The organism is Clostridioides mangenotii TR (assembly GCF_000498755.1).
Lineage (GTDB): Bacteria > Bacillota > Clostridia > Peptostreptococcales > Peptostreptococcaceae > Metaclostridioides > Metaclostridioides mangenotii_A.
Window position 1 is genome coordinate 144,950 of the sequence record NZ_AXUS01000004.1, and the last position, 20,761, is coordinate 165,710.

Consider the following 20,761-nt stretch of genomic DNA (forward strand, 5'->3'; position numbering starts at 1 on the left):
ATTGCGTCATTTGTTTATGTGATTTATAAATAATATAAACCAATAAATTTAGATTATTATTTATATATTTAACTTGACTCAACGTAAATTATATCATATAAATTTGATTCAAAATAAATAAAGGCTATAGAAATTTATGTAATCTCTATAACCTTATACCCAATTTACATCTCAGTACCTAAATACTAATATCACTATATTAACTTTTATATAATCTATGTAAAATTATCTATATTAATTAATTTTATTTACAATACTGTGGTATTTCAAATTCTAAAACAGCGTTAGGGTCGTAAATATTTATTAATCCGTACATAACACCTGAAATTCCGTTAGCCCAGTTTACATCTGTAGCATATTGATGCCAAGTTATATCGTAATTCCATCTCATCTTATAAACACTATTTTGATTGAATTTAGTGCTATTTGAGTAACTATCAGATATCCACTTAGCTGATCCATCTATAGTTGCATCTATAGTAGTCCATCCATTTGCATATGCAGCTTCTGCTCCAGATAGATTGGCTGTACCATCTACTGCTCCTATACCAAAGAAATTGTAAACCATCACTGGTTTTTCTAATTTTTCTCCTTTGAACGTTGTTAAAAGCTGACCTTGTGCTAATGTAGATTTTCCGTATCCAGTCTCCCACATTGAGTGAGCCACAAAATAAACTGGATCTATATTGTACTTCTTAGCTGCATCTTTAAAGGCTTGTCCTTTATTGTGAAATATATCTGTTGTCTTTGAATTTAAGTATGTATTTAATCTATCAACAGATACTTCTCTGTATGAGTTAGTCTTTAAAAACTGCATCATACCTTTTTCTGTATCTGTAAAGTTATAAGGATTTAGGTAATACTCCAAATCAGTCTTCTCTGCATTTACATAAGATCTAGATAATTGTTTCATCATATAAGTAGTCAACAAATTGCTACTTTTAGAAGCATTTTTATTCACTAAATTATTTCCTTGAGATAATTGTCTATCAACATGATTTGATAATGAATAGTTAAGAGGATTGTGGTTTACCACTGCTCCATCCATATCTATTACCTTACCGTCATCTTCCCCTGAATTGCCTTCTCCTGTATTGCCGTTGCCAGAATTTAAAATTCTATCCCCTATTTTTCCAGCCTCAACCATATTTGTATAAACAGAATCCCATTTTGATTTCGATGTGCTTTGAGCTGTCTTATTAGCATTATTATCTAAAGCCGTCTGATTACCTGTTGCATTGACACTAAGAGCTGTCATCTGTAAAACTATCAGCGTAGTTATAAAAGTCTTTTTATTCACTCTATCCCCCACCTTTTTCTTGTTTTGTAATAATTTTGTAACTATTTCTTTTATATTATACGACAATTATTTTAAAAGGTAAATACAGAACACACGTTGTCCATGTATATTACTTTGAAAAATACAGTGATTTCAATAACTTTACTAGTTTGATATAATGTAATAATAAGCTAGTTATATGCTAGCTAATAAGAATTAAGTATTTGTTACAGAAGGGAGATCAATATGTGTATAGATAAATTAAAAGAACTTATAGATATATCGAATAATATAGTGTTTTTTGGAGGAGCTGGAGTATCTACAGAATCATATATCCCTGATTTTAGAAGTGCCTCAGGGCTTTTTAATGATAAGCTAAATAAAAACTTTTCTCCAGAAGAATTGGTATCACACTCTTTCTTTGTTATGTATCCTGATGAGTTCTACAAATTTTATAAAGACAAACTAATATACAAAGATGCCAAACCAAATAATGCACACAAAGCTCTTGCAAAACTAGAAGAATTAGGAAAATTAAAATCTGTGATCACTCAAAATATAGATGGATTACATCAAATGGCCGGAAGTAAAACTGTGTACGAATTACACGGTTGTGTCCATAGAAACTACTGTATAAACTGTAATAAATTTTTCGATTTAAACGAGATGTTAAATTTAGAAGGAAGTGTACCGCACTGTGATGAATGTGGATCTATAGTAAAGCCAGATGTTGTTCTATATGGAGAAGGACTAGACAATACCGTAATAAACAATGCTATAAGAGATATACAAAAAGCCGATCTTTTGATCATAGGGGGAACCTCTCTTGTTGTATATCCCGCTGCAAGCTTTATATCCTATTATAAGGGAAAAGATATAGTACTTATAAACAAAAGTAAAACTGGATACGACGGAAATGCTAGTGTCGTAATCAATGAACCAATTGGAGAGATATTATATAAGGCAGTTCTAGAATCAAACTAGATTAATATTTGATATTATTATACATCTTTAGTATAATGTCTAAAGGATTTTGATAGTATAAATTAATCCACTGAAAGGAGATAATTATGAAATTAAAGACGATTTCCCTGCCAGAGCTAAACAACCTAAGCCCAACTTTAGAATCTACATTTATAAAAATGGGTGAAGAACAAGGTGAATTAGCTGAATGTATAGGTAAATACAGGAATTTAAGCGGAGAAAATAACTCTCTAGATGAAATAGAAATAATAGAAAAAACAGCAAAAGAATTAATGGATGTAGCTCAAACTTGTATCACAATGATGTTTAAACTTGAAGAACAATACGGGATAAATATAGAAGAAATAAGAAAAGAGCATATAGCTAAACTTGAAAAAAGAGGCTACATAAAGAAAAAAGATTAGGTTTATAAATTTTCTAGGCAACCTAATCCTTTAATTAGACTTTAGAATAACAATTTATAGCTTTTAATAAGTCATGAAACAGATGTTTCATGACTTATTTGTGTAATGTATTAACATCTATGTACTCTTTAGCCTCAACTTCATTTAAGCAAATTACACCTAACATTTCATCTTCGCCTACACAAATTTTATATAGTTCCCCATTTTTTATATCCTCTTCAAAACTCTCCTTCATCGGATATTTATCATCCCACAGCGCATTGTGTTCATTTATCATTAATTTTTTATTTTCCATTACCATTCTATATTTTCAGGAACTGCTTTTTTTATTTCCAACTAAATTACCTCCTTTATCATATGTTTATACTTATAATATATAATATTTTTTTAAAATATTATATTTAGGGTGAAATATATTATTTAATCAAAGATATATTAATAGTACTAATATAAGAGAATTCTGGAATGAGTTAAAGGTGAATTATGATAATATCAATGAAAAGCTAGAAGAAATCAATTTGGGAGGAGAGTAATATGAGAAAATATGTTAAAAATTTAGTAGTTATATTAGTTGGGGTATTAATAGCTACTAATTCACAAATTGTGACACCAACACATGCATTAGAAGATAATGCGAATCAAACTAAACTGGATACAAATATTGAAGGAAATGTGCATAAGGTTTCTAATTATGCAGTAGATGAAATTGCAGAAGTAAAGACAGCGAAGGAACTATCACTAGCAGCAAAAGACATAAATATAAAATTAATAGATATAAAGAGAGATATAGTATTAACCACTCCAAACGAAAACTATTATGAGATATTCATAAATGGAAACGGAAAAGAAATAAGGGGAAATGGGTATACAATAAGTGGTAAAATGGGGCTTTATGGTGGAGCGTTATATATATATACAAATACAAAAATAGATAATTTAAAACTTGATGGAATGCGTATAGATTATAGGAGAACTGATAATGCTGAGTCGATAAATGTAGAGTTAATAAATAAAAGCGAATTGAAAGACTCAATAATATATACATATTCTAGGGAATATAACGGGAATGTTTTTTTAGAAAATGCAAATATAAATAATTCAGTAATATATGGTAACGGAAATTTGGTTGTGAATTCAAGTAAATTTAACAACAGCACAATTCAAATTGAAAGTTATAATGGTAAAAATGGGACAGTAAGGATCTCAAATACAGAAATATATAGTAATAAAGGTACAGATATTATAGACAAAAGTCAAAAATATAATTCACCGATAATTTTTTGTTCAGGTAATATGGAATTAGAGAATGTAAAAATAGTAAATCCAGGAGAGTATGCAATATATGCAGAAGGAAATAATGAAGAAAGCAGAAATATAATAGTAAAAGGACTATTAGAAATAGATGCCGCAGAAAAAGAAGCAATTGTTTTGAAAAAAACTGAAAAAAGTAATAAAGAGAATCCATTAGAGCTATATATAGATGGGGATATAAAGCAAAAAGGTGATACATATACAATAAAAGCAGAAAAAGAAGGTACATATTCCAAGGTATATTATAATGATACTAAATTAGAAAAAATAACTAATAAAAAGTTAGATGCGTATTATAGTACAAAAAATAGAGAAGGAAATAAACCAACGTTTACTATAAATGAATTAACTGGAAAGGATAGATATCAAACCGCTGTAAATATCAGTAATGAAGGCTGGGATAAAGCGGATAATGTTGTAATAGTAAACTCAGATTCAATGGTAGATGCACTTAGTGCAACACCATTTGCTAAGTCTAATGACGCACCAATACTTCTAACAGAAAGCAATGGATTAAATAGTGAAACTAGAAAAGAACTATTAAGGCTTAAACCTACACACATTTATGTAATAGGTGGAGAATCATCTGTTTCATATTCAGTTATAATAGACTTATTTGATATAACTAGAAATGTAAATAGAATAGGCGGAAATGATAGATACGAAACATCTTTAAAAATAGCTAAAGTACTAGGAGATGTATCAGAAATAGCAGTTGTAAATGGCATAAAAGGTCTTCCTGATGCAGTAAGTATTGCACCAGTTGCAGCAGATAAAACAATGCCAATAGTATTAGCATCACCAAACGAAGGAACTAAGGTATTTGACCAATATATAAAAGATAACAATATAACAAAATCTTACGTTATAGGAAGAGAAGGATCTATATCAAATGAAATAGCTAATAAGTTACCGAGCTCAGAAAGAGTAGGCGGAATAAATAGAAATGAGACCAATGCAGCTATATTAGACAAGTTCTATACAAGCGAAGAATTAGAGAACATATATGTTGCAAAAGATGGAATGAAGAAAACTGATGATTTAATAGACGCATTGGCAGTAGGTGTATTAGCAGCTAAAGAAAAGTCACCAGTAGTGATAGTTGGAAATGATTTGAATGATAAGCAAGCGAGTTCATTATCTAAAAAGCAGCCTTTAGAGATAACTAAAGTTGGTGGAAACGGAAATGAAAATGCATTCAATAAATTGGTAAGTATGTTTAAGAAATAATTTGGGGATTATATTATAATCGTGGGTAATACTTCTACGATTCGTCTCCACCATTAAAATCCACGAAAAGACATTGATAACTCTGTTAATGTATTTTCGTGGATTTTAACATATAAAATTTCTAACAAAAAGGGTATAATTAATCTTAATTGCATTTATTACAAATAGGGGGATATTAATATGAGAAAATATAATAAAAAAATAGGAATTATTTTATCAGGGGTAGTAATAGCTACGAGTACACAAATCACAACGCTGTCACATGCATTAGAACCTAATACAATCCAAACTACACTAGAAAAAAATATAGAAGAAAACGTTTCACAGACTTCTAATTATACAAAATCAGAGGTTGTAGCAGTAAAAAACGAAAAAGAATTAATAGCAGCATTAGAAAATGAAAATATAAAAACAGTAGAGATAAAGAATGATATAGTCATAAAGGGAAACCCAAATTATGCATTCTTTATAGAAGTAAAAGGAAATGAAAAAGAAATAAAAGGAAATGGACACACAGTAAGTAGTATCAAAACAGACACATCAATGAGCATATATACAAATACAAAAATAGATAATTTAAAACTAAATCAACTAAGAATATATAATCACAATGGAATTAATTTAGATATAGTAAACAACAGTGAAATAAACAATGGAAGCGCAGATTTTTACGGGAATGCAACATTAGCAAATGTAAAAGTAAATAATACAGTAATACGTACTAACAAAAACTTAGTTATAAATTCAAGTAAAATGAAAGATAGCTCAATTAGATATTATGGATCCAACGGTACAATGGCAAAGATAATTAATACTGAAATAAATGGTAGCAAGGAGACGATTGAAACAGGTATTAAAATCGGTAAAACACCAATATATTCAAGAGGAGGTAATATAGAATTAGAGAATGTAAGAATAACAAATCCAGGTAGTCACGCAATATATGTAGCAGGAGAATACTCAACATATGAAGTAGAACAAAAGATAAGAATAAAAGGAATATTAGAGATAGATGGTGCAGAAAAAGAAGCAATATTGTTGAAGATGGAGTATGGTAGTAATAAAAAGAAGCCATTAGAGCTACATATAGACGGGGATATAAAGCAAAAAGGGGATACATATACAGTAAAGGCAGAAAATGAAGGTACATATACTAAGGTATATTATGATAATAGAAAAATAGAAAAAGGAACTGACGTATGGTCAAATGCATATTACAATACAAAAAATAGAGAAGGAAATAAGCCAGCACTTCCTAACCATGAAAATCAATTTGTACAAGTATTTGATAGAGATCAGTTACTAAAAATATTAAAAGACCCTAGTATAAAAGCAATAGAACTAATGAATGATATAGACATTAAATCAAGTGAAGGTGAACCGTTCAGTATAGATATAAAAGGTAATGAAAAAGAAATAAAAGGAAATGGATACACAGTAAGTAATAGTACAGGAGCAAATTGGTTCGAGACATATGCAAATACAAAAATAGATAATTTAAAGCTAAGTGGCGGAACTATATACACTGTAGAAGGAAAAAACTTAGATATAGTAAATAACAGCGAAATTAACGGTTTATCCATAACTCCGGAAGGAAATGTATCATTAGAAAATGTAAAAATGAATAACGCAGCAGTAAATGGTAATGGGAATTTACTTGTAAATTCATGCAAATTAAAAAATAGTTATATTTCAATATCAGATGATAAAGATAAAGGTGGAATAGCGAAGGTAATCAATACTGAAATAAATGGTGATTACTATGGTGCACCAATACGTTTAGATGGAGGAAGTATTGAATTAGAAAATATAAAAATAACAAATCCAGGAGACCATGCAATATATGCAGAGAGAAGCAAAAAATCAGGGAGTAAGATAAGAGTAAAAGGAACATTAGAGATAGATGGTGCAAAAAAAGACGCAATAGTTTTGAAGAAAGGCGATAATAGTAGTACAGAGAATCCAGTAGAGCTATATATAGATGGAGATATAAAGCAAAAAGGAGATACATACTCAGTAAAAGCAGAAAAAGAAGGTACATATACAAAAGTATATTATGATGAGAGTAAAATAAAAAAAGTACTTGATAAATGGTCACATGCGTATTATAGTACGAAAAATAGAGAAGGAAATGAACCAGAGTCTATTGTATATGAAAATAAGCTAGTTGGAGAGGATAGATATAAAACTGCTGTAAAAGTAAGTAATGAAGGATGGGATAGCGCACGTGGGGTAGTAATAGTAAACTCAAATTCAATAGCAGATGCACTTAGTGCAACACCATTTGCAAGACTTGAAGGTGCACCAATACTTCTAACAGGATCAGATAAATTAAATAGTGAAACTAAAAAAGAAATATCAAGACTTCAAGCTAAAAATATTTACGTAATAGGTGGAGAAAGTGTTGTATCAAATTCAGTTATAAATGAATTAAAGTCTATGAATCTTAGTGTAGAGAGGATAAGTGGAAAAGATAGATATGAGACATCTTTAGCGATGGCTAAAAAATTAAATGAAAGGTCATCACCTATACAAGAAATAGCAGTTGTAAATGGGGAAACAGGGCTTTCTGATGCAGTAAGTATTGCTCCAGTTGCAGCTGAAAATAGAATGGCAATAGTATTAGCATCACCAAAAGAAGGAACTAAGATATTTGACCAATATATAAAAGATAACAGGGTATCAAAATCTTATGTTATAGGAAGAGAAACATCTATATCAAATGAAATAGCAAATAAACTACCAAATCTAGAAAGATTAGGTGGGATAAATAGAAATGAGACTAATGCAGCTATATTAGAAAAGTTTTATACAAACGAAGAATTAAATAATATTTTTGTTGCTAAAGATGGAATGAAGAATCCAAATGAATTAATAGATGCATTGGCAGTAGGTGTATTAGCAGCTAAAGAAAAGTCACCAGTAGTTATAGTAGGAAATGATTTAAATGATAAGCAAGAAAGCTTATTATCTAAAAAACAGCCTAAGGGGATAACTCAGGTTGGTGGAAATGGAAATGAAAATGCATTTAATAAGTTAGTAAATATGTTTAAGAATTAATTTGGAGATACTATTATAATCGTGGGTATTATTCCTATGATTAGTCTCTATCATTGAAAGACACTGGGATAATAGTATATAGAGAGTACATTGAAATAATATTCAATGTACTCTTTTATTTTGATGACGAAAATAGTAAATATACATAAAAAGCAGGGATTTTTATATTTAAAGAGAATATCTAGTTAATGGGGTGAGGGTGGTGCCTCACTAAATAGGTAATGGTAAAGTAGGTTAGGCTCCTACATCTTACTACCTGTTTTCCTCCTTTGATTATATATAGTTGAAGAAAGACTTAGATTTATTTCTAGGTCTTTTTTATTATAATTTAAAGTGTATATATTACTTTAGAGAAGACTATTTCTTAATAATTTATTAATATAGAAAAAAAATTATATTAAGTAATTTTAATACGACAAATGACAGAACGGTTAATTTCATACTTATCACAACTACCTTCTAAATTAAATTTTTAAGTACTAATAGAAATGAATTTATAATTTCATTTTTCCTAGCCAAATTTAATTAAAAGTTTCAAAATTATATAATAATTTATTTTAATTTTATATATAAACAAATAAGACAATTGTATTGTGAAAAAGATGATATAATGGAATAAATAAAATTTACTATAATAATTCATATGGAGGAACACTTGCATGAAGTCGCAAATTAATCTTATTACAATATGGACAAATAATATAGATCAAATGAAGATATTTTATAAGGAAGTACTTGGTTTCGAGATTATAGAAGATCTTGGAGGTTATGTTGAATTTAAAAACAAAGAAGTAAGATTTGCGATCAGTGAACGAAGCGTTATGGATATTTATAGCAATGATTTTAAGGAAAAAATATCTGGTCAAGCATTCGAGTTAGCTTTTCCATGCGAAGATCAAGATGATGTTGATGAATCATTTGCTCGTTTAGTTACTCTTGGAGCAAGACCTATTAGTGAACCTCAAAATATGCCATGGAATCAAAGAACAGCTTTATTTGCAGATCCAGATGGCAATATACACGAAATTTTTGCTGACATAAAATAATACAAAGAACATTTATATAAATAATAAAATTAAAAGAACTCTAAGAATAGGGTTTTTTTTATGCAATAAAGGAGAGGATAATGAGTAAAAAGAAAGTTTGGGTTGATGCAGGACTTATTGGTATGACTATAGATTTGTCTAATAAGAAATTAAGTTAGATAAGCAAGGAAATGAAGAAGATGCCTAAGAGTCCAAAGGTGGAGAGGAAGTACAATAATAAAGAAATAAGCTTTTAATTATAGAAGCTAAGTGGAAGAGAAATCATTATTCAAATGAAATGGATATTATATATATAAAAGTAGATAGAGGTTCATTAAGACAACCAGTTTTAAAAGGTATTAGAGAAGATAAGTTACCAACAGAATGTAGAGAATAACAAGACCCGAAAACTAATCCAGGTCTTCTTTGTTTATTTTAATTCTCTTAACTAATTATTTTACTATTCCTCAAAATAGAACAATTCTTCAAATTTTTTATCCAATGCTATACACAAAATAAGAGCTAACTTTGCTGTTGGATTAAATTGTCCTGTTTCTATTGAACTAATAGTATTTCTTGACACACCTACCATTTCTGCCAATTGAGTTTGGGATAATTTATTTTCTGCTCGGACTTATTTTAAATGATTTTTTAATACTAATTCTTCATTCATATGCCTATCCTAATGATTCTATAATGAATCTAATAAAATTATCAACCATAGCCATAAAAGTAATTACAGAAAGAAATAGATAACTTTTTTTATGATTAAACCTAAATAGTGTAAAAAAACTAACCGTTGAAAAAACCCATAATAATGTAAATATAGAATGGCTTTCTTTACCATTAAATTTATTAAATAGAACCATGAAAGCAGCTACACACCAGAAAATAATATATCCTATTTTTCGTCCCTTATTATCGAAATATTCAAACCCTTCATCACTACTCGAATTACGGCTCTTATTTAAGATTTCTTGTTTATCCATACAAAAACCTCCCATCAGATGACAAGTATACTTGTTATAAGTATTATAACATGCCAAGTTTTATTGTCAAGAAAAATTGACAAGTGTTATTGTCAAATATAAATCGTTTTATAAAATCCAAACTCTCATAAATTGAGTTCTGCCTTTAAATAAGAATCTGTATTAATAAGACTTATTGCAACTTCGACATATTATTGCAATTAATTTCCTTTCTTATTGATATAATGAAGCCACGGTATTATGTAGAGGATATAGTTTTTATGCCTTTATTTAGGGAATAAAAAAAGATTTCATTAGGGGGTTTTTATGAATATTTCAGATATGAAAAAGTACTTTTTAAATTTTTGCAAATATAAAACATAATTTTTTTTATTTTATAGAAGCCGCTTTAATTACACCCTTTATAGAAGAATTAATTTTTAGAGGTATTTTTTTTAACATTACCTTTAATTTGTTGGATATGGAGGATAAAGTTATAAAAAATTGCAATTATAACTAATATTATGTTATTTGGAAGCATTCATTATATCAATCATGGTTTTGCTGATTTCAGCTCTATTTTTTACTTATTTATAGCAGTGTTTCCAAGATTGTTAATATCAATTTCTTTAATATATGTTTATTTTAAAACGATGGATATTAAATATAATATTATTTTGCATTTATTATATAATTCCATTTTCGTTTTATTGGCATTTATTTAAATTATAAAAGTTATTAGCTAGACATAGGAGCAATAACAGAGGACGAATTTAATACTAAGAAAAAAGAGTTGTTAGGAATATAAAACTTTGGTGGAGAACTAAAACGTCTCCACCAAAGTTTATTGAATTTATTGTTTATGACCACCATATGACCACCTCGGTGGGAGGGACAACTAAGTAGAGTTCTTTTTTTTATGAAATAAAACAATAAATAAAAGCATAATAATATTGTATATATGATAATATATAGATAAAAGTAATTTGGAAAGGGGATTTTTATGGGGAAATCAAATGTAAGATTTGAAAAAATTTATAAAGAAGGAAAACTTGCCGCTTTGACAGAAATTTGGGTTGATAGAGAAACAGGCGTGAATTATTTATATCACGTAGATGGTTATTCTGGGGGATTGACTCCTCTGCTAGATAGAGACGGAAAACCCGTTATTACTCCAATCGACAATAAATAAATTTAAATTTGTAGATAATATTAACTTAAGATAAAAATAATTGTATACAATATATACACAGGATAATGGGTTCACTTAATCGTATTTCTCCTAACATTTTGAATGTAATATATATTCATGAAAAAGCACCTCTTTATGTGGTGTTTTTTTATTGCAAATTTTGGGGTAGATTAGTTTATCCCTTATATAAATTATAAAGATTCGGAGATGAATAAATGAATGGGGAACTGATTAAACATCAAATCGATACTCATAAATGTAGAATCGATAACCACTCAGAAAGATTAGATAAGCTAGATCAGCAACAAGCTGCTTTTGCTATACAAATAGAAACATTATGTAGTGATTTAAAGGGATTAAACAGGCGTACTTAAATGGTTAATAGGCGAAATGATAACATCGCTTATAGGGTTCTTTATATATATAGTGCAATCAGGATTAATTAGATAGAAAGGGTGATTTATGGATATTATGAGTTTTATACCAATCAGTTAATGACAATAGTAGTAACGTTATACGTTCTAGGACTTGCATGTAAGAGTACACCTTATTTAGATGATGGATATATACCTATTATCTATTAGCTATAGGAATATATTTAGTATATTCTTGGTCGGGTTCAATATTACGTTAATAATGCAAGATATATTGTGTTGGGGTGTGATTCTTCTACTGTAACATCTAATAATATAGATAGTTTAATTGCTAATTCTAAAGAGGGGTTATATTTTTTATTCTCTATTGCATTTATCGTTTGTCTAGTAACATTTAGTTTCTTTGCAACATCCTCCTGGATAAGATTTAAATTCTTTCTATAATTTTTAATATTGTTTTTCATTCTATTTATACTTCCTTTTAAAAAAATATTGTGATCCGAGCAAAACAAGATTTTGAGTTATGAATATAAAGAAGGTTAACCCCCATTCCCCTTCAGTGAAATAATCATAACAAGTCCGTATAAACAAAAACATGATTGTATAGATCCAAGCAATTTTAATACTTTTAAGTGAAATTTGCATTTCTAATTCATCCATTTTTTTAAAGCCATCCATAATTATACCTCCAATAAAATGTAAAATACTCTTTACATTTTTGTATATATTGTGTCACTTAATGTCAAGAGTTCTTTACAATTTATGTTTTTGATAAAAGTAACTAAATTTGTAGGTATGTTAACAATATTTATCTTACTGGTCATTTAAAAGACATAACTGGAAATTTACAAATAGAAATAAACCAATGTTAATATAGCGGATGTGCAAGAGGCTGCGAATTAATATAAATTAGTTGCTATTTTATTTTTAATTTAAAAATAAAAACTCTTTTCGACACATTTTTTAAGCTATTTTTTTAATACATTGATATAATAAAATAGTTATTTACTAAATTGATATAATATTAGTTGAATTAAGGATTTTACCAGAAATACAGTCAGTTAGGGGGGCAAGGTGCTTCATTTAAATTATTTAGAAAACTGAGTACCGAATTTTAATGAGAAATAAGTTAACTTTTTCAAAAAAAAGAAAAACAATATATTCTTTTTTCTGTAATAAAAATGATTCAATAGAATTTGCACTAACTTTCATACCAGCTTCTATTATTATATCTATAATTGAAGATAATTTGAATTTTAAAAAGACACTTATTACTGGTGTGATTTATTTTTTTATATTTATGGCTATTTTTATGTTTATAAATTTTTGTATAAAAAAAGTATTAAAATATTTATTAGAGACTTATCATTACAGCATTTTTTCAAAAATAACAACTTGGGCATTATGTGCTTTAGCATGTTTTATTTACATTTTCATTATTTTAATAATTCTCATAGTAATTTGGATTGGATTCTGTTATTTTAAAGATATACTTTAGATGTAAGCCAAAACTTATTAATATAAATATAAAAAGACTGAAATACCACCTATAAAAGAAGTTCCTACTGGAAATGAAGATTCGGTTTGGATAGAACCTACTTGTATGCACAGTAGAGTACATGCTAAACGATAGAGGGGCATTAAGGCAACCAGTATTAAAAGGTATTAGAGAAGATAAGTTGACGAATGAGTGTAGAGAATAAAAAAAGCCTAGTTAATTAATCTAGGCTTTTCTTTTGTATAGTTATTTTATTATCTTCAAAAGTCACCTCAACCTCACGACTATCTTCATTGATACCCATTTCTTTAATCCAACTAATTGGTATTGTTAAGCGAGTAGTCGTAGAACCAGAGCCAATTACAGAATTGTGAATAATGAAAGTTTTCGGATGCAGTACACTTTGGGTAACATCAGATTGCTGCAATCTAAATTGTAAGTATTGCTATGAGGGGTTAGAAAAGGAAAAACAATATATGTCTAAAGATATTGTAGATAAGTGTATAGACTATGCATTTAAATATCTATGTGAGTTCAGATGGAACAAAGGAAACAAAAAGAGATTACATATTAGGTTATTCTAGCAAGATAAATGAAGAATGTAAAGGTCGTAAACTATATAAGGAGGGTGCAGATGAAAAACTTGAAACTAGTTTTAAAATATTTAAAATCATATAAGTCAAGTTCTATAGCAATTATGATAAGTATGATATTTTCTATAAGTCTAATTGTAGGTGTTGGAACACTTAGAGATACAAATAATAATGTAGAATTACAATCTATGAAGTATAAGACAGGTCCATATCAAGTTTTATTTAATGGAATTAATAATAAACAACTTGAAAAAATAAGTTCAAATAAGAATATAGAGCATTTAGGAGTACAGTACCTATATAAATCAACAGCAAAAGAAGAAAGACAAAATATTGATATAATGGGTGCTAATAATGACTATATACTAAGTAGTTCAAAAGTAAAAGAAGGAAGACTTCCAGAAAATAAAAATGAAATTGTGGCAGAAGAATGGGTTTTAAATCTTTTAGGAATTGAATTGAAGCCATATCAGGAAATTACATTAAAAGTTGAAAATGGAAATAAGGGTTATAGTGTTAAGACTTTTAAATTAGCAGGAATATTAAACGATATGGCTGTAAATAAACTTAACGGTAGAAGGAATTTATTTATAAAACCAGATATAAAAAATAATGATGTATTATTTGCAAATGTGGAATTTAAAAAAAGAGGGTTGCAATAGGACGAGCTTTAGCTACTAAGCCAAGTATAATTTTAGCAGATGAACCGACTGGAAATCTAGATAGCAAAACTACTGAAGAAGTACTGAATCTCTTGAAAATGTCTAGTAAGAAGTACAACCAAACACTTATTATGATAACACATGATAGCAACATAGCTAAAAAAGCTGATAGAGTTATTCAGATAGTAGATGGAGAAGTATTTTAAATGAAGTTTCAAATGTGGTTAAAAGCAAATTTAGATCATTGTGTAGGAATGGAGCTAATATGATAGGAGTAAAAAAACGTATTGGTATTTAGTGTAGGTAATATGATAGATCCTATGGCAAACACGTTATACTAAAAAAAGAGAATCCTTATGAGGCTAAACTGGTTCTAGAAAAACAACAAGATATGAAACAGTAGAGGTGGAATATCTAGATAAAACTTCAAGAAGTTTAAACAAATATTTACGGGATTTACTTCCAGCATGAAGTAGATCATTTCGTAGGTATAATAATCTAATAGAGAATATTATTTGTAAAAACTGCACAAAGGGGGAGGGGAATTGATGATTAAAATAGCAATTTGTGAGGATGAAAAATATCAACAAGTATTATTAAAAGCTCATATTGAGCAAATATTTAAAGAGTTGTCTGTCAAATATAGTCTAGATGTATTTAACTCAGGAGAAGAATTACTCGAAAATTATCATAAAGATATTGATATAGTCTTTCTAGATATACAATTAAATGAAATTAATGGAATGGATACTGCTAGAAAAATTAGGATTTCAGATAATAAAGTAGAAATTCTTTTTATTACATCTTTGATAGAGTATGCGCTAGAAGGTTATGAGGTAAGAGCTTACAGATATTTAATAAAACCAGTAAAATATGATGATTTAAAAGAGTATATTATAAATTGTATAAAAGAAGTAGATATAAAAAATAAATATATTATGATAAAAGAACAAGGCTGTAGAATTAAGATAGATATAAATGAAATAACTTACATAGAAGTACAAAAAGAAAATTTAACGATACATACTTTAAACCAGATTTATAAAATAAAAGGAACTATAAGTAATATTGAGAAGGAGATAAACTGTAGTAGATTTTGTAGGTGCCACAAGAGCTTTTTAGTTAATTTAGAGCATGTAAAATCTATAAAACAGTATGCTTCAATACTTGAAAATAGTGAGGAAGTACCTGTTAGCAGGTATAGGTTTAAGGAGACAAAAGATAAATTTTTTGACTTAATAGAGGATAGATTATGTTAGTAAGTGTAAGTATCTATTTTTTAGCTGTTTTAAACATGGTAATGTTTGTAGTTTTATTTTTTATGCTAATGAATAAGAAAGGTTATGTCTATCAATATAAATTTGAGAGTCTATTTATACTTACAAGTATATTCTTATTTTTTACAATTATAATGGGATTAGGCTTTGGAACAATATCTTTACAATTGATATTACGGATGTTTTTAATGATATATTTAATTTGTAAAATTTTTTATAAAATTAATACAAGAAAATCTACTATTATCTCAGTAATATATAGTTTAATTTATATTTTGGTAGAGAGTAGTATTTTTTGGTTTTTACATTTTTCATTGAATAGACTAGATTATATACTTGAAATGATTCTTGTAATTAATTTTATTATTTTTTTTGTAAGTATATCTTTTTTTAAGATGCTCCAAAATATTTATAAAAATAAGAAATATTATTTATATGTCATATTAACTACTACAATTAATTTATTAATAATAGTATTTATAAATAAGTCATATACAGATATAGTTAATTTATATGATCTGGCACTTAAAAATAATGTTCATTTTTATGATGTTTCAGACATGCTTAAATTTTCAGCTACTATTAAGGAGACATTTCCTTATCTATTAGTTATAGTAAATATATTATTAATATCTATATTTTTAAATTCTATAAAATCAGAAAAAGCTAAAGCTAAAGCAGAGTTTGTAAACGAAAAATTAGATATGCAGTATAAATACTATCTAATGGTTAAGGACTCACAAGAAAAAATGAAACGAGTATATCATGATATGAATAGCCATATGGAAAATATAAAATCATTAAAAAATAGTTATGAAGATGTAAATAAATATATTAACAATATAGAAGATGAAGTAAAAGGAAGTAAAAATATTTATAACACAGGAAATGTACTACTAGATATTATCTTTCATGAAAAAAGAAAAGTCTGTATGGAAAATAATATAGATTTTAACGTAGGCATAGATTTTAGTAAATGTGAATTTATAGAAATGATTGATATAAGTTGCATATTTTCAAATTTAATAAATAATGCAATAGAAGCATGCAATAAAATAGATGATGATAATATAGAAAAATACATAACTATAAAAAGCACTTTTATAAAAGGGTATTATGTAGTCAGGTGTGAAAACAGTAAGATAAATAAAGTAATAATTAAAAGTAATAAGATTTTTACTTCTAAAAAAGATAAATTTCTTCATGGGATAGGTCTTGAAAGTATAAAATCTTCAATAAAAAAATACAATGGAGAATTAAAAATTAAGGATAGCGAGCATAAGTTTATAGTCACTGTTCACATACCTGTTGAATAAAAATTTAATATTATTATTCATTTAATAAAGTTGCAAGTTTGGTTTAGTATGCTAGTTGTCGGTGAAAAAATACCACTTGTCGGACTTATATTGAAGCAAAATTTTAGAAATGTTACCTTTTATACAAAGAAGGTAGCATTTTTTATGCGAAGATTTAATACAAGAAAGGGAGATAAAGTTTTGATTACATTTAAACTAGCAATATCGTATATGAAAAAACAAAGAGGAAAAACAGTAGCTCTATTATCAAGTATTGCACTTTCAGTGATGCTTATTTTCTCAATGATTGTAATTAGGGACTCAGGATATGATTCTCAAATACAAGAAGCAAAAAATTTGCATGGGGACTATCAAGTATGGTCTGAGGGAATTGATATAGATAAAGCAAGAGAACTAGAAAATGATAATGAAGTTAAAAAATCAAGCAGAGTTAAATACTTTTGTGAAGCAGTCAATAAATCAAGTGGTGTTAAATTTGATTTGAATTCATTTGATAAAGATTTTATAGATTCTCTTAACTATAAGATGGTGGGAAGAAGTCCAATAAGAGATGGAGAAATAGTTATAGAAAAAGAAACGGCAGATCAGATGGGAATAAATAATCCATTAAATAAGAATATTGATTTAATGTTGATGAATAAGTACGTTGATGATAATGAAGGAAATAAAATAGAGAGTGTTAATAACACATTTAAAATTGTTGGTGTTATTGAAAAGCCAGATAGATATTATAGTTCTATATCTGGTGCAATTGGAGGAACTGAGACTCAAGCCTTTATATATAAAGACTCAAAGCTTTCATTAAAAACTGAAGATACCTACAAAGGAACAATATACCTTAAGTCAGAAAAAAATACATTTAAGTTTCTAAGTAAAATGGAAAAGAAGCTAAATCTTAGTTGGGACTATTTACATGAAAATACGGAAGTTAGAGCAGCTAATCTATTAAAGTATATATCTACTAATAATAAAGAAAATCTTCAAAATATGGTTCTTTTAGTTTTTGTATCTGTTCTTGTAATATACAATATTTTTAATATTATACTACAAGATATGACAATAGAAATAGGGCTTATGAGAGCAATTGGTATGTCCAAAAATAAAATAAAAAGCATGTTTGTAGTATTAGGCCTTATTTATATAGTTTTAGGTACGGTAATAGGTATATTAATTGGAATTATTTTATCATACGTGGGAGTTAGAGTAGTATATGGATATAGTTCTATGCTGACTATAAATATGCAAAGTATAATTTATTCTTTTATAGTTTCAACATTATCTGTATCTATAAGTAGTTTTATAGTAGTTAGAAAAGCTATGAAGATTTCTATAATTGATTCAATAAGAAGCAGTGAGAAGTATGAAAGAAAATTAAAATATAAAAAAATAAAAACAAATAGAACACAGGGAAGTATAATTCTAAGTATTGCGATTAGAAATGTATGGAGAAATAAATCCAGAACTATTATAACAATGCTTGCAATTACCATGGTTGGAACCATGTTTATATTTAGCTTTGCAGTAAAAAGCACATTAAACACCAATATAGAAGCAGGAATAACTGGTGGAGGCTTTGGAATGTCATATGGAAGTGTAGATAAAACTGTAAATGGTAGTTACAATGGTACAGATAGTTTATTTTATAAAGTTGATAAAAATATGATAGAAAATGTGAAAAATATAAAAGGTGTAAAAAGTATAGAGCCAAACTTTTACAATCCTAATGGATATATTTTAGCTCCTAAAGATAAAATATCTAAGGCTTATCAAGAGGAATTAAAAAGAAGAAATTCACTATTTCAAGAGGAACATAATAAAGAATACCCACTTATTATAAGGGGATATAGAGACGAGATGTTAAAGCGTAGAGAGTCATTTATTGAAGAAGGACAAAACTTGATAAATACTAAAGAAGGACAATACAAAAAAGTTATACTAGTAAATAACACGAATTCACAAGTTACGCACTCATTTGAAGCAGAGGTGATTGATGATGTAAAGGTTGGAGATGTTATAGATATAAAATTACCTGTATATAAAGAAGGTGTTAAAAAGTATGAAACATTTAAGGTTGAGGTTAGTGCTATTATGAAAGAAGTTTATGCAGCAGCTCAAGATGGAAATGTTGATGCAGCAGGTGCACAGGTAATATTTAGAGAGGATGACTATAGAGAATTAACAGGTCAAAAGGATTATAACAAGATTTATGTAATGACTCAAAAAGGTGAGTTATACCCAGTTGAAAAAAGATTAGAGAAACTGACAAAGGATTATGCCTTTTCATCAATTGGTGGAAAAGGTGAAGACATGAAATTTATTGGAGCACAACAAAGTTCTGAGGACAGACTTGCAGGAATATATCAGTGTTTACTTATACTTATACTTTCTGTAAATAGCATTTTTATTATGAGAAGCAATATTATTGCAAGAAGAAAAGAAATAGCAACACTAAGGGCAGTTGGAATGAGTATAAAAGATATAAAAAAGATACTAATAATTGAAAGTGAGTTTTATGGACTGGTAGCGTCTACAATAGGAGCTATAATTGCAACAGTTTATCATAACTGGGGGATTTCAAGAGCGAATAAAACTCTTTTAGCAGGAGGATTTGAAAGGACTATAAAGCATAATATTCCTTTAGAACAAATAGTTATACTCTTTGTAATTTTTAGTATCATAGGACTTATTGCAGTGTATTTATCTAAAGATAAAATAGAAGGTACATCAATAACTGAGGGAATTTCACGAAATGATTAACAATATGGAATTCTATAAAATATAAATATATCTAAACAGACAGATGATATATAAGGAGGCTATTATGAAAAAATTAAGAGCATTAAGTTTAAATAAATTATATGGAAAAAATGATAATGAGGTTAGGGCTATTAATGAAATAACTTTAGAAATAGATCCTAATAAATTTACAGCAATAATAGGGGCAAGTGGCAGTGGTAAAAGTACATTACTTCACTGCATGGCAGGACTTGATAAACCTACTTCTGGAAAAGTAATGATAGATGCTTTAGATTTATATACTCTAAATGATGACAAGCTATCAAAGATAAGAAGGGAAGAGTTTGGGTTTATATTTCAGAGCTATAATTTAATACCAGTTATAAATGTTTATGACAATATAGTTCTTCCTGCCTCAATAAGCGGAGGAAAGATAGATAAAGAGTATATAGACGATTTAATAGTCAAGTTAGGAATAGAATCTCAAATTAATAAATTTCCTAATGAATTATCAGGAGGGCAGCAACAGAGGGTAGCAATTGCTAGAGCACTTGCAAATAAACCTTCAATAATATTTGCAGATGAGCCTACTGGAAACCTAGATAGTAAAACAACTGATGAAGTCATGAGGCTTCTAAAGTTTTGTGTAGATGAGTATAAACAGACGTTAGTAATGATAACTCATGATGATGAAATAGCTAATAGTGCAGATAATATTATAAATATTAGTGATGGTAAAATAGTATCAATGTAATTATATAGAAGGTGTATTTTAATTAATTCAGAAAAATACTTAAAAATAGAAGATTTAATAGAAAAAGGGTAAGCAATATATAGACTGTAACAACTAAA

19 protein-coding genes and 3 pseudogenes are annotated in these 20,761 nt (G+C 27.9%); 17 read left to right on the plus strand and 5 right to left on the minus strand.

Features of this window, described 5'->3' with window-relative positions:
- Nucleotides 1-244 precede the first annotated feature (244 nt).
- Nucleotides 245-1,300, minus strand: coding sequence for an N-acetylglucosaminidase (locus T473_RS17140; RefSeq protein ID WP_024620658.1), 1,056 nt, complete (start codon nt 1,298-1,300; stop codon nt 245-247).
- Between the two features lie 225 nt (nt 1,301-1,525).
- Between T473_RS17140 and T473_RS0103510 the strand changes: the two genes are divergently transcribed.
- Together T473_RS0103510 and T473_RS0103515 are read left to right on the plus strand one after the other, a co-directional pair.
- Nucleotides 1,526-2,263 carry an NAD-dependent protein deacylase gene (locus T473_RS0103510; protein ID WP_024620659.1) on the plus strand — a complete coding sequence of 246 codons (738 nt, stop codon included), beginning with the start codon at nt 1,526-1,528 and terminating at the stop codon, nt 2,261-2,263.
- An 86-nt stretch (nt 2,264-2,349) separates the two neighbouring features.
- Complete coding sequence (locus T473_RS0103515) at nt 2,350-2,667, plus strand: MazG-like family protein (protein ID WP_024620660.1); 318 nt, start codon at nt 2,350-2,352, stop codon at nt 2,665-2,667.
- A 94-nt stretch (nt 2,668-2,761) separates the two neighbouring features.
- Here the strand turns inward: T473_RS0103515 and T473_RS0103520 are convergent, their stop codons facing one another.
- Complete coding sequence (locus tag T473_RS0103520; protein WP_024620661.1) at nt 2,762-2,962, minus strand: hypothetical protein; 201 nt, start codon at nt 2,960-2,962, stop codon at nt 2,762-2,764.
- Between the two features lie 239 nt (nt 2,963-3,201).
- Between T473_RS0103520 and T473_RS17145 the strand changes: the two genes are divergently transcribed.
- From T473_RS17145 to T473_RS0103535, 3 genes are all read left to right on the plus strand, one after another.
- A complete protein-coding gene (locus tag T473_RS17145; RefSeq protein WP_051365859.1) occupies nt 3,202-5,208 on the plus strand; it encodes a cell wall-binding repeat-containing protein in 2,007 nt (668 codons plus the stop codon).
- 180 nt (nt 5,209-5,388) lie between these two features.
- Complete coding sequence (locus tag T473_RS17150; RefSeq protein ID WP_051365860.1) at nt 5,389-8,268, plus strand: cell wall-binding repeat-containing protein; 2,880 nt, start codon at nt 5,389-5,391, stop codon at nt 8,266-8,268.
- A gap of 659 nt (nt 8,269-8,927) precedes the next feature.
- On the plus strand, nt 8,928-9,314 hold the full coding sequence (locus tag T473_RS0103535) for a VOC family protein (RefSeq protein WP_024620662.1): 387 nt from the start codon (nt 8,928-8,930) through the stop codon (nt 9,312-9,314).
- Between the two features lie 439 nt (nt 9,315-9,753).
- Here T473_RS0103535 and T473_RS16125 read toward each other — a convergent pair.
- Together T473_RS16125 and T473_RS0103550 are read right to left on the minus strand one after the other, a co-directional pair.
- A pseudogene (locus T473_RS16125) lies at nt 9,754-9,966 on the minus strand (helix-turn-helix transcriptional regulator).
- 4 nt (nt 9,967-9,970) lie between these two features.
- Complete coding sequence (locus T473_RS0103550; RefSeq protein ID WP_024620663.1) at nt 9,971-10,282, minus strand: DUF6442 family protein; 312 nt, start codon at nt 10,280-10,282, stop codon at nt 9,971-9,973.
- A gap of 491 nt (nt 10,283-10,773) precedes the next feature.
- Between T473_RS0103550 and T473_RS20065 the strand changes: the two genes are divergently transcribed.
- The 5 genes and pseudogenes from T473_RS20065 (at nt 10,774) to T473_RS20215 (ending at nt 12,037) form a co-directional block, all read left to right on the plus strand.
- A complete protein-coding gene (locus T473_RS20065; protein WP_416386990.1) occupies nt 10,774-10,986 on the plus strand; it encodes a hypothetical protein in 213 nt (70 codons plus the stop codon).
- 17 nt (nt 10,987-11,003) lie between these two features.
- Nucleotides 11,004-11,069, plus strand: a pseudogene (locus tag T473_RS20070) (SHOCT domain-containing protein); the annotation flags it as partial.
- Between the two features lie 195 nt (nt 11,070-11,264).
- Entirely contained in the window at nt 11,265-11,453 is a 189-nt protein-coding gene (locus tag T473_RS0103555) for a DUF6440 family protein (RefSeq protein ID WP_024620664.1), read from the plus strand.
- A gap of 215 nt (nt 11,454-11,668) precedes the next feature.
- Nucleotides 11,669-11,827: a hemolysin XhlA family protein gene (locus T473_RS16130; protein WP_242825848.1), complete on the plus strand. Its 159-nt coding sequence runs from the start codon at nt 11,669-11,671 to the stop codon at nt 11,825-11,827.
- 120 nt (nt 11,828-11,947) lie between these two features.
- Nucleotides 11,948-12,037, plus strand: coding sequence for a phage holin family protein (locus T473_RS20215; protein ID WP_465220252.1), 90 nt, complete (start codon nt 11,948-11,950; stop codon nt 12,035-12,037).
- Nucleotides 12,038-12,078: 41 nt separating this feature from the next.
- On the opposite strand, the gene T473_RS16135 is transcribed toward T473_RS20215, so the two are convergent.
- The gene (locus T473_RS16135; protein ID WP_024620665.1) at nt 12,079-12,291 is read right to left on the minus strand and encodes a helix-turn-helix transcriptional regulator; all 213 of its coding nucleotides are present in this window, start codon (nt 12,289-12,291) and stop codon (nt 12,079-12,081) included.
- Between the two features lie 1,544 nt (nt 12,292-13,835).
- On the opposite strand from T473_RS16135, the gene T473_RS18430 reads away from it, so the two are divergent.
- The 7 genes and pseudogenes from T473_RS18430 (at nt 13,836) to T473_RS0103610 (ending at nt 20,663) form a co-directional block, all read left to right on the plus strand.
- Complete coding sequence (locus tag T473_RS18430) at nt 13,836-14,003, plus strand: hypothetical protein (protein WP_161627531.1); 168 nt, start codon at nt 13,836-13,838, stop codon at nt 14,001-14,003.
- The gene (locus tag T473_RS0103585) at nt 13,960-14,580 is read left to right on the plus strand and encodes a hypothetical protein (protein ID WP_024620667.1); all 621 of its coding nucleotides are present in this window, start codon (nt 13,960-13,962) and stop codon (nt 14,578-14,580) included. The genes T473_RS18430 and T473_RS0103585 overlap by 44 nt, the downstream gene beginning before the upstream one ends.
- A pseudogene (locus tag T473_RS17640) lies at nt 14,562-14,786 on the plus strand (ABC transporter ATP-binding protein); the annotation flags it as partial. The gene T473_RS0103585 and the pseudogene T473_RS17640, both read left to right, overlap by 19 nt.
- A gap of 342 nt (nt 14,787-15,128) precedes the next feature.
- Complete coding sequence (locus T473_RS0103595) at nt 15,129-15,839, plus strand: LytR/AlgR family response regulator transcription factor (RefSeq protein WP_024620668.1); 711 nt, start codon at nt 15,129-15,131, stop codon at nt 15,837-15,839.
- A 578-nt stretch (nt 15,840-16,417) separates the two neighbouring features.
- A complete protein-coding gene (locus tag T473_RS19005; protein ID WP_242825849.1) occupies nt 16,418-17,173 on the plus strand; it encodes a sensor histidine kinase in 756 nt (251 codons plus the stop codon).
- Between the two features lie 180 nt (nt 17,174-17,353).
- Nucleotides 17,354-19,930, plus strand: coding sequence for an ABC transporter permease (locus T473_RS0103605; RefSeq protein WP_024620670.1), 2,577 nt, complete (start codon nt 17,354-17,356; stop codon nt 19,928-19,930).
- 64 nt (nt 19,931-19,994) lie between these two features.
- Nucleotides 19,995-20,663, plus strand: coding sequence for an ABC transporter ATP-binding protein (locus T473_RS0103610; protein WP_024620671.1), 669 nt, complete (start codon nt 19,995-19,997; stop codon nt 20,661-20,663).
- The last annotated feature ends 98 nt before the right edge of the window (nt 20,664-20,761 follow it).

Bases quoted from the DNA above. Each gene is read 5' to 3' on its own strand.
- T473_RS0103555 (WP_024620664.1), top strand. From the start codon at position 11,265: ATGGGGAAATCAAATGTAAGATTTGAAAAAATTTATAAAGAAGGAAAA.
- T473_RS16135 (WP_024620665.1), bottom strand. From the start codon at position 12,291: ATGAAAAACAATATTAAAAATTATAGAAAGAATTTAAATCTTATCCAG.
- T473_RS18430 (WP_161627531.1), top strand. From the start codon at position 13,836: ATGCATTTAAATATCTATGTGAGTTCAGATGGAACAAAGGAAACAAAA.
- T473_RS19005 (WP_242825849.1), top strand. From the start codon at position 16,418: ATGCTTAAATTTTCAGCTACTATTAAGGAGACATTTCCTTATCTATTA.
- T473_RS0103585 (WP_024620667.1), top strand. From the start codon at position 13,960: ATGAAAAACTTGAAACTAGTTTTAAAATATTTAAAATCATATAAGTCA.
- T473_RS0103520 (WP_024620661.1), bottom strand. From the start codon at position 2,962: ATGGAAAATAAAAAATTAATGATAAATGAACACAATGCGCTGTGGGAT.
- T473_RS0103550 (WP_024620663.1), bottom strand. From the start codon at position 10,282: ATGGATAAACAAGAAATCTTAAATAAGAGCCGTAATTCGAGTAGTGAT.
- T473_RS0103595 (WP_024620668.1), top strand. From the start codon at position 15,129: ATGATTAAAATAGCAATTTGTGAGGATGAAAAATATCAACAAGTATTA.
- T473_RS0103515 (WP_024620660.1), top strand. From the start codon at position 2,350: ATGAAATTAAAGACGATTTCCCTGCCAGAGCTAAACAACCTAAGCCCA.
- T473_RS20215 (WP_465220252.1), top strand. From the start codon at position 11,948: ATGACAATAGTAGTAACGTTATACGTTCTAGGACTTGCATGTAAGAGT.
- T473_RS17145 (WP_051365859.1), top strand. From the start codon at position 3,202: ATGAGAAAATATGTTAAAAATTTAGTAGTTATATTAGTTGGGGTATTA.
- T473_RS16130 (WP_242825848.1), top strand. From the start codon at position 11,669: ATGAATGGGGAACTGATTAAACATCAAATCGATACTCATAAATGTAGA.
- T473_RS17150 (WP_051365860.1), top strand. From the start codon at position 5,389: ATGAGAAAATATAATAAAAAAATAGGAATTATTTTATCAGGGGTAGTA.
- T473_RS0103610 (WP_024620671.1), top strand. From the start codon at position 19,995: ATGAAAAAATTAAGAGCATTAAGTTTAAATAAATTATATGGAAAAAAT.
- T473_RS0103535 (WP_024620662.1), top strand. From the start codon at position 8,928: ATGAAGTCGCAAATTAATCTTATTACAATATGGACAAATAATATAGAT.
- T473_RS0103510 (WP_024620659.1), top strand. From the start codon at position 1,526: ATGTGTATAGATAAATTAAAAGAACTTATAGATATATCGAATAATATA.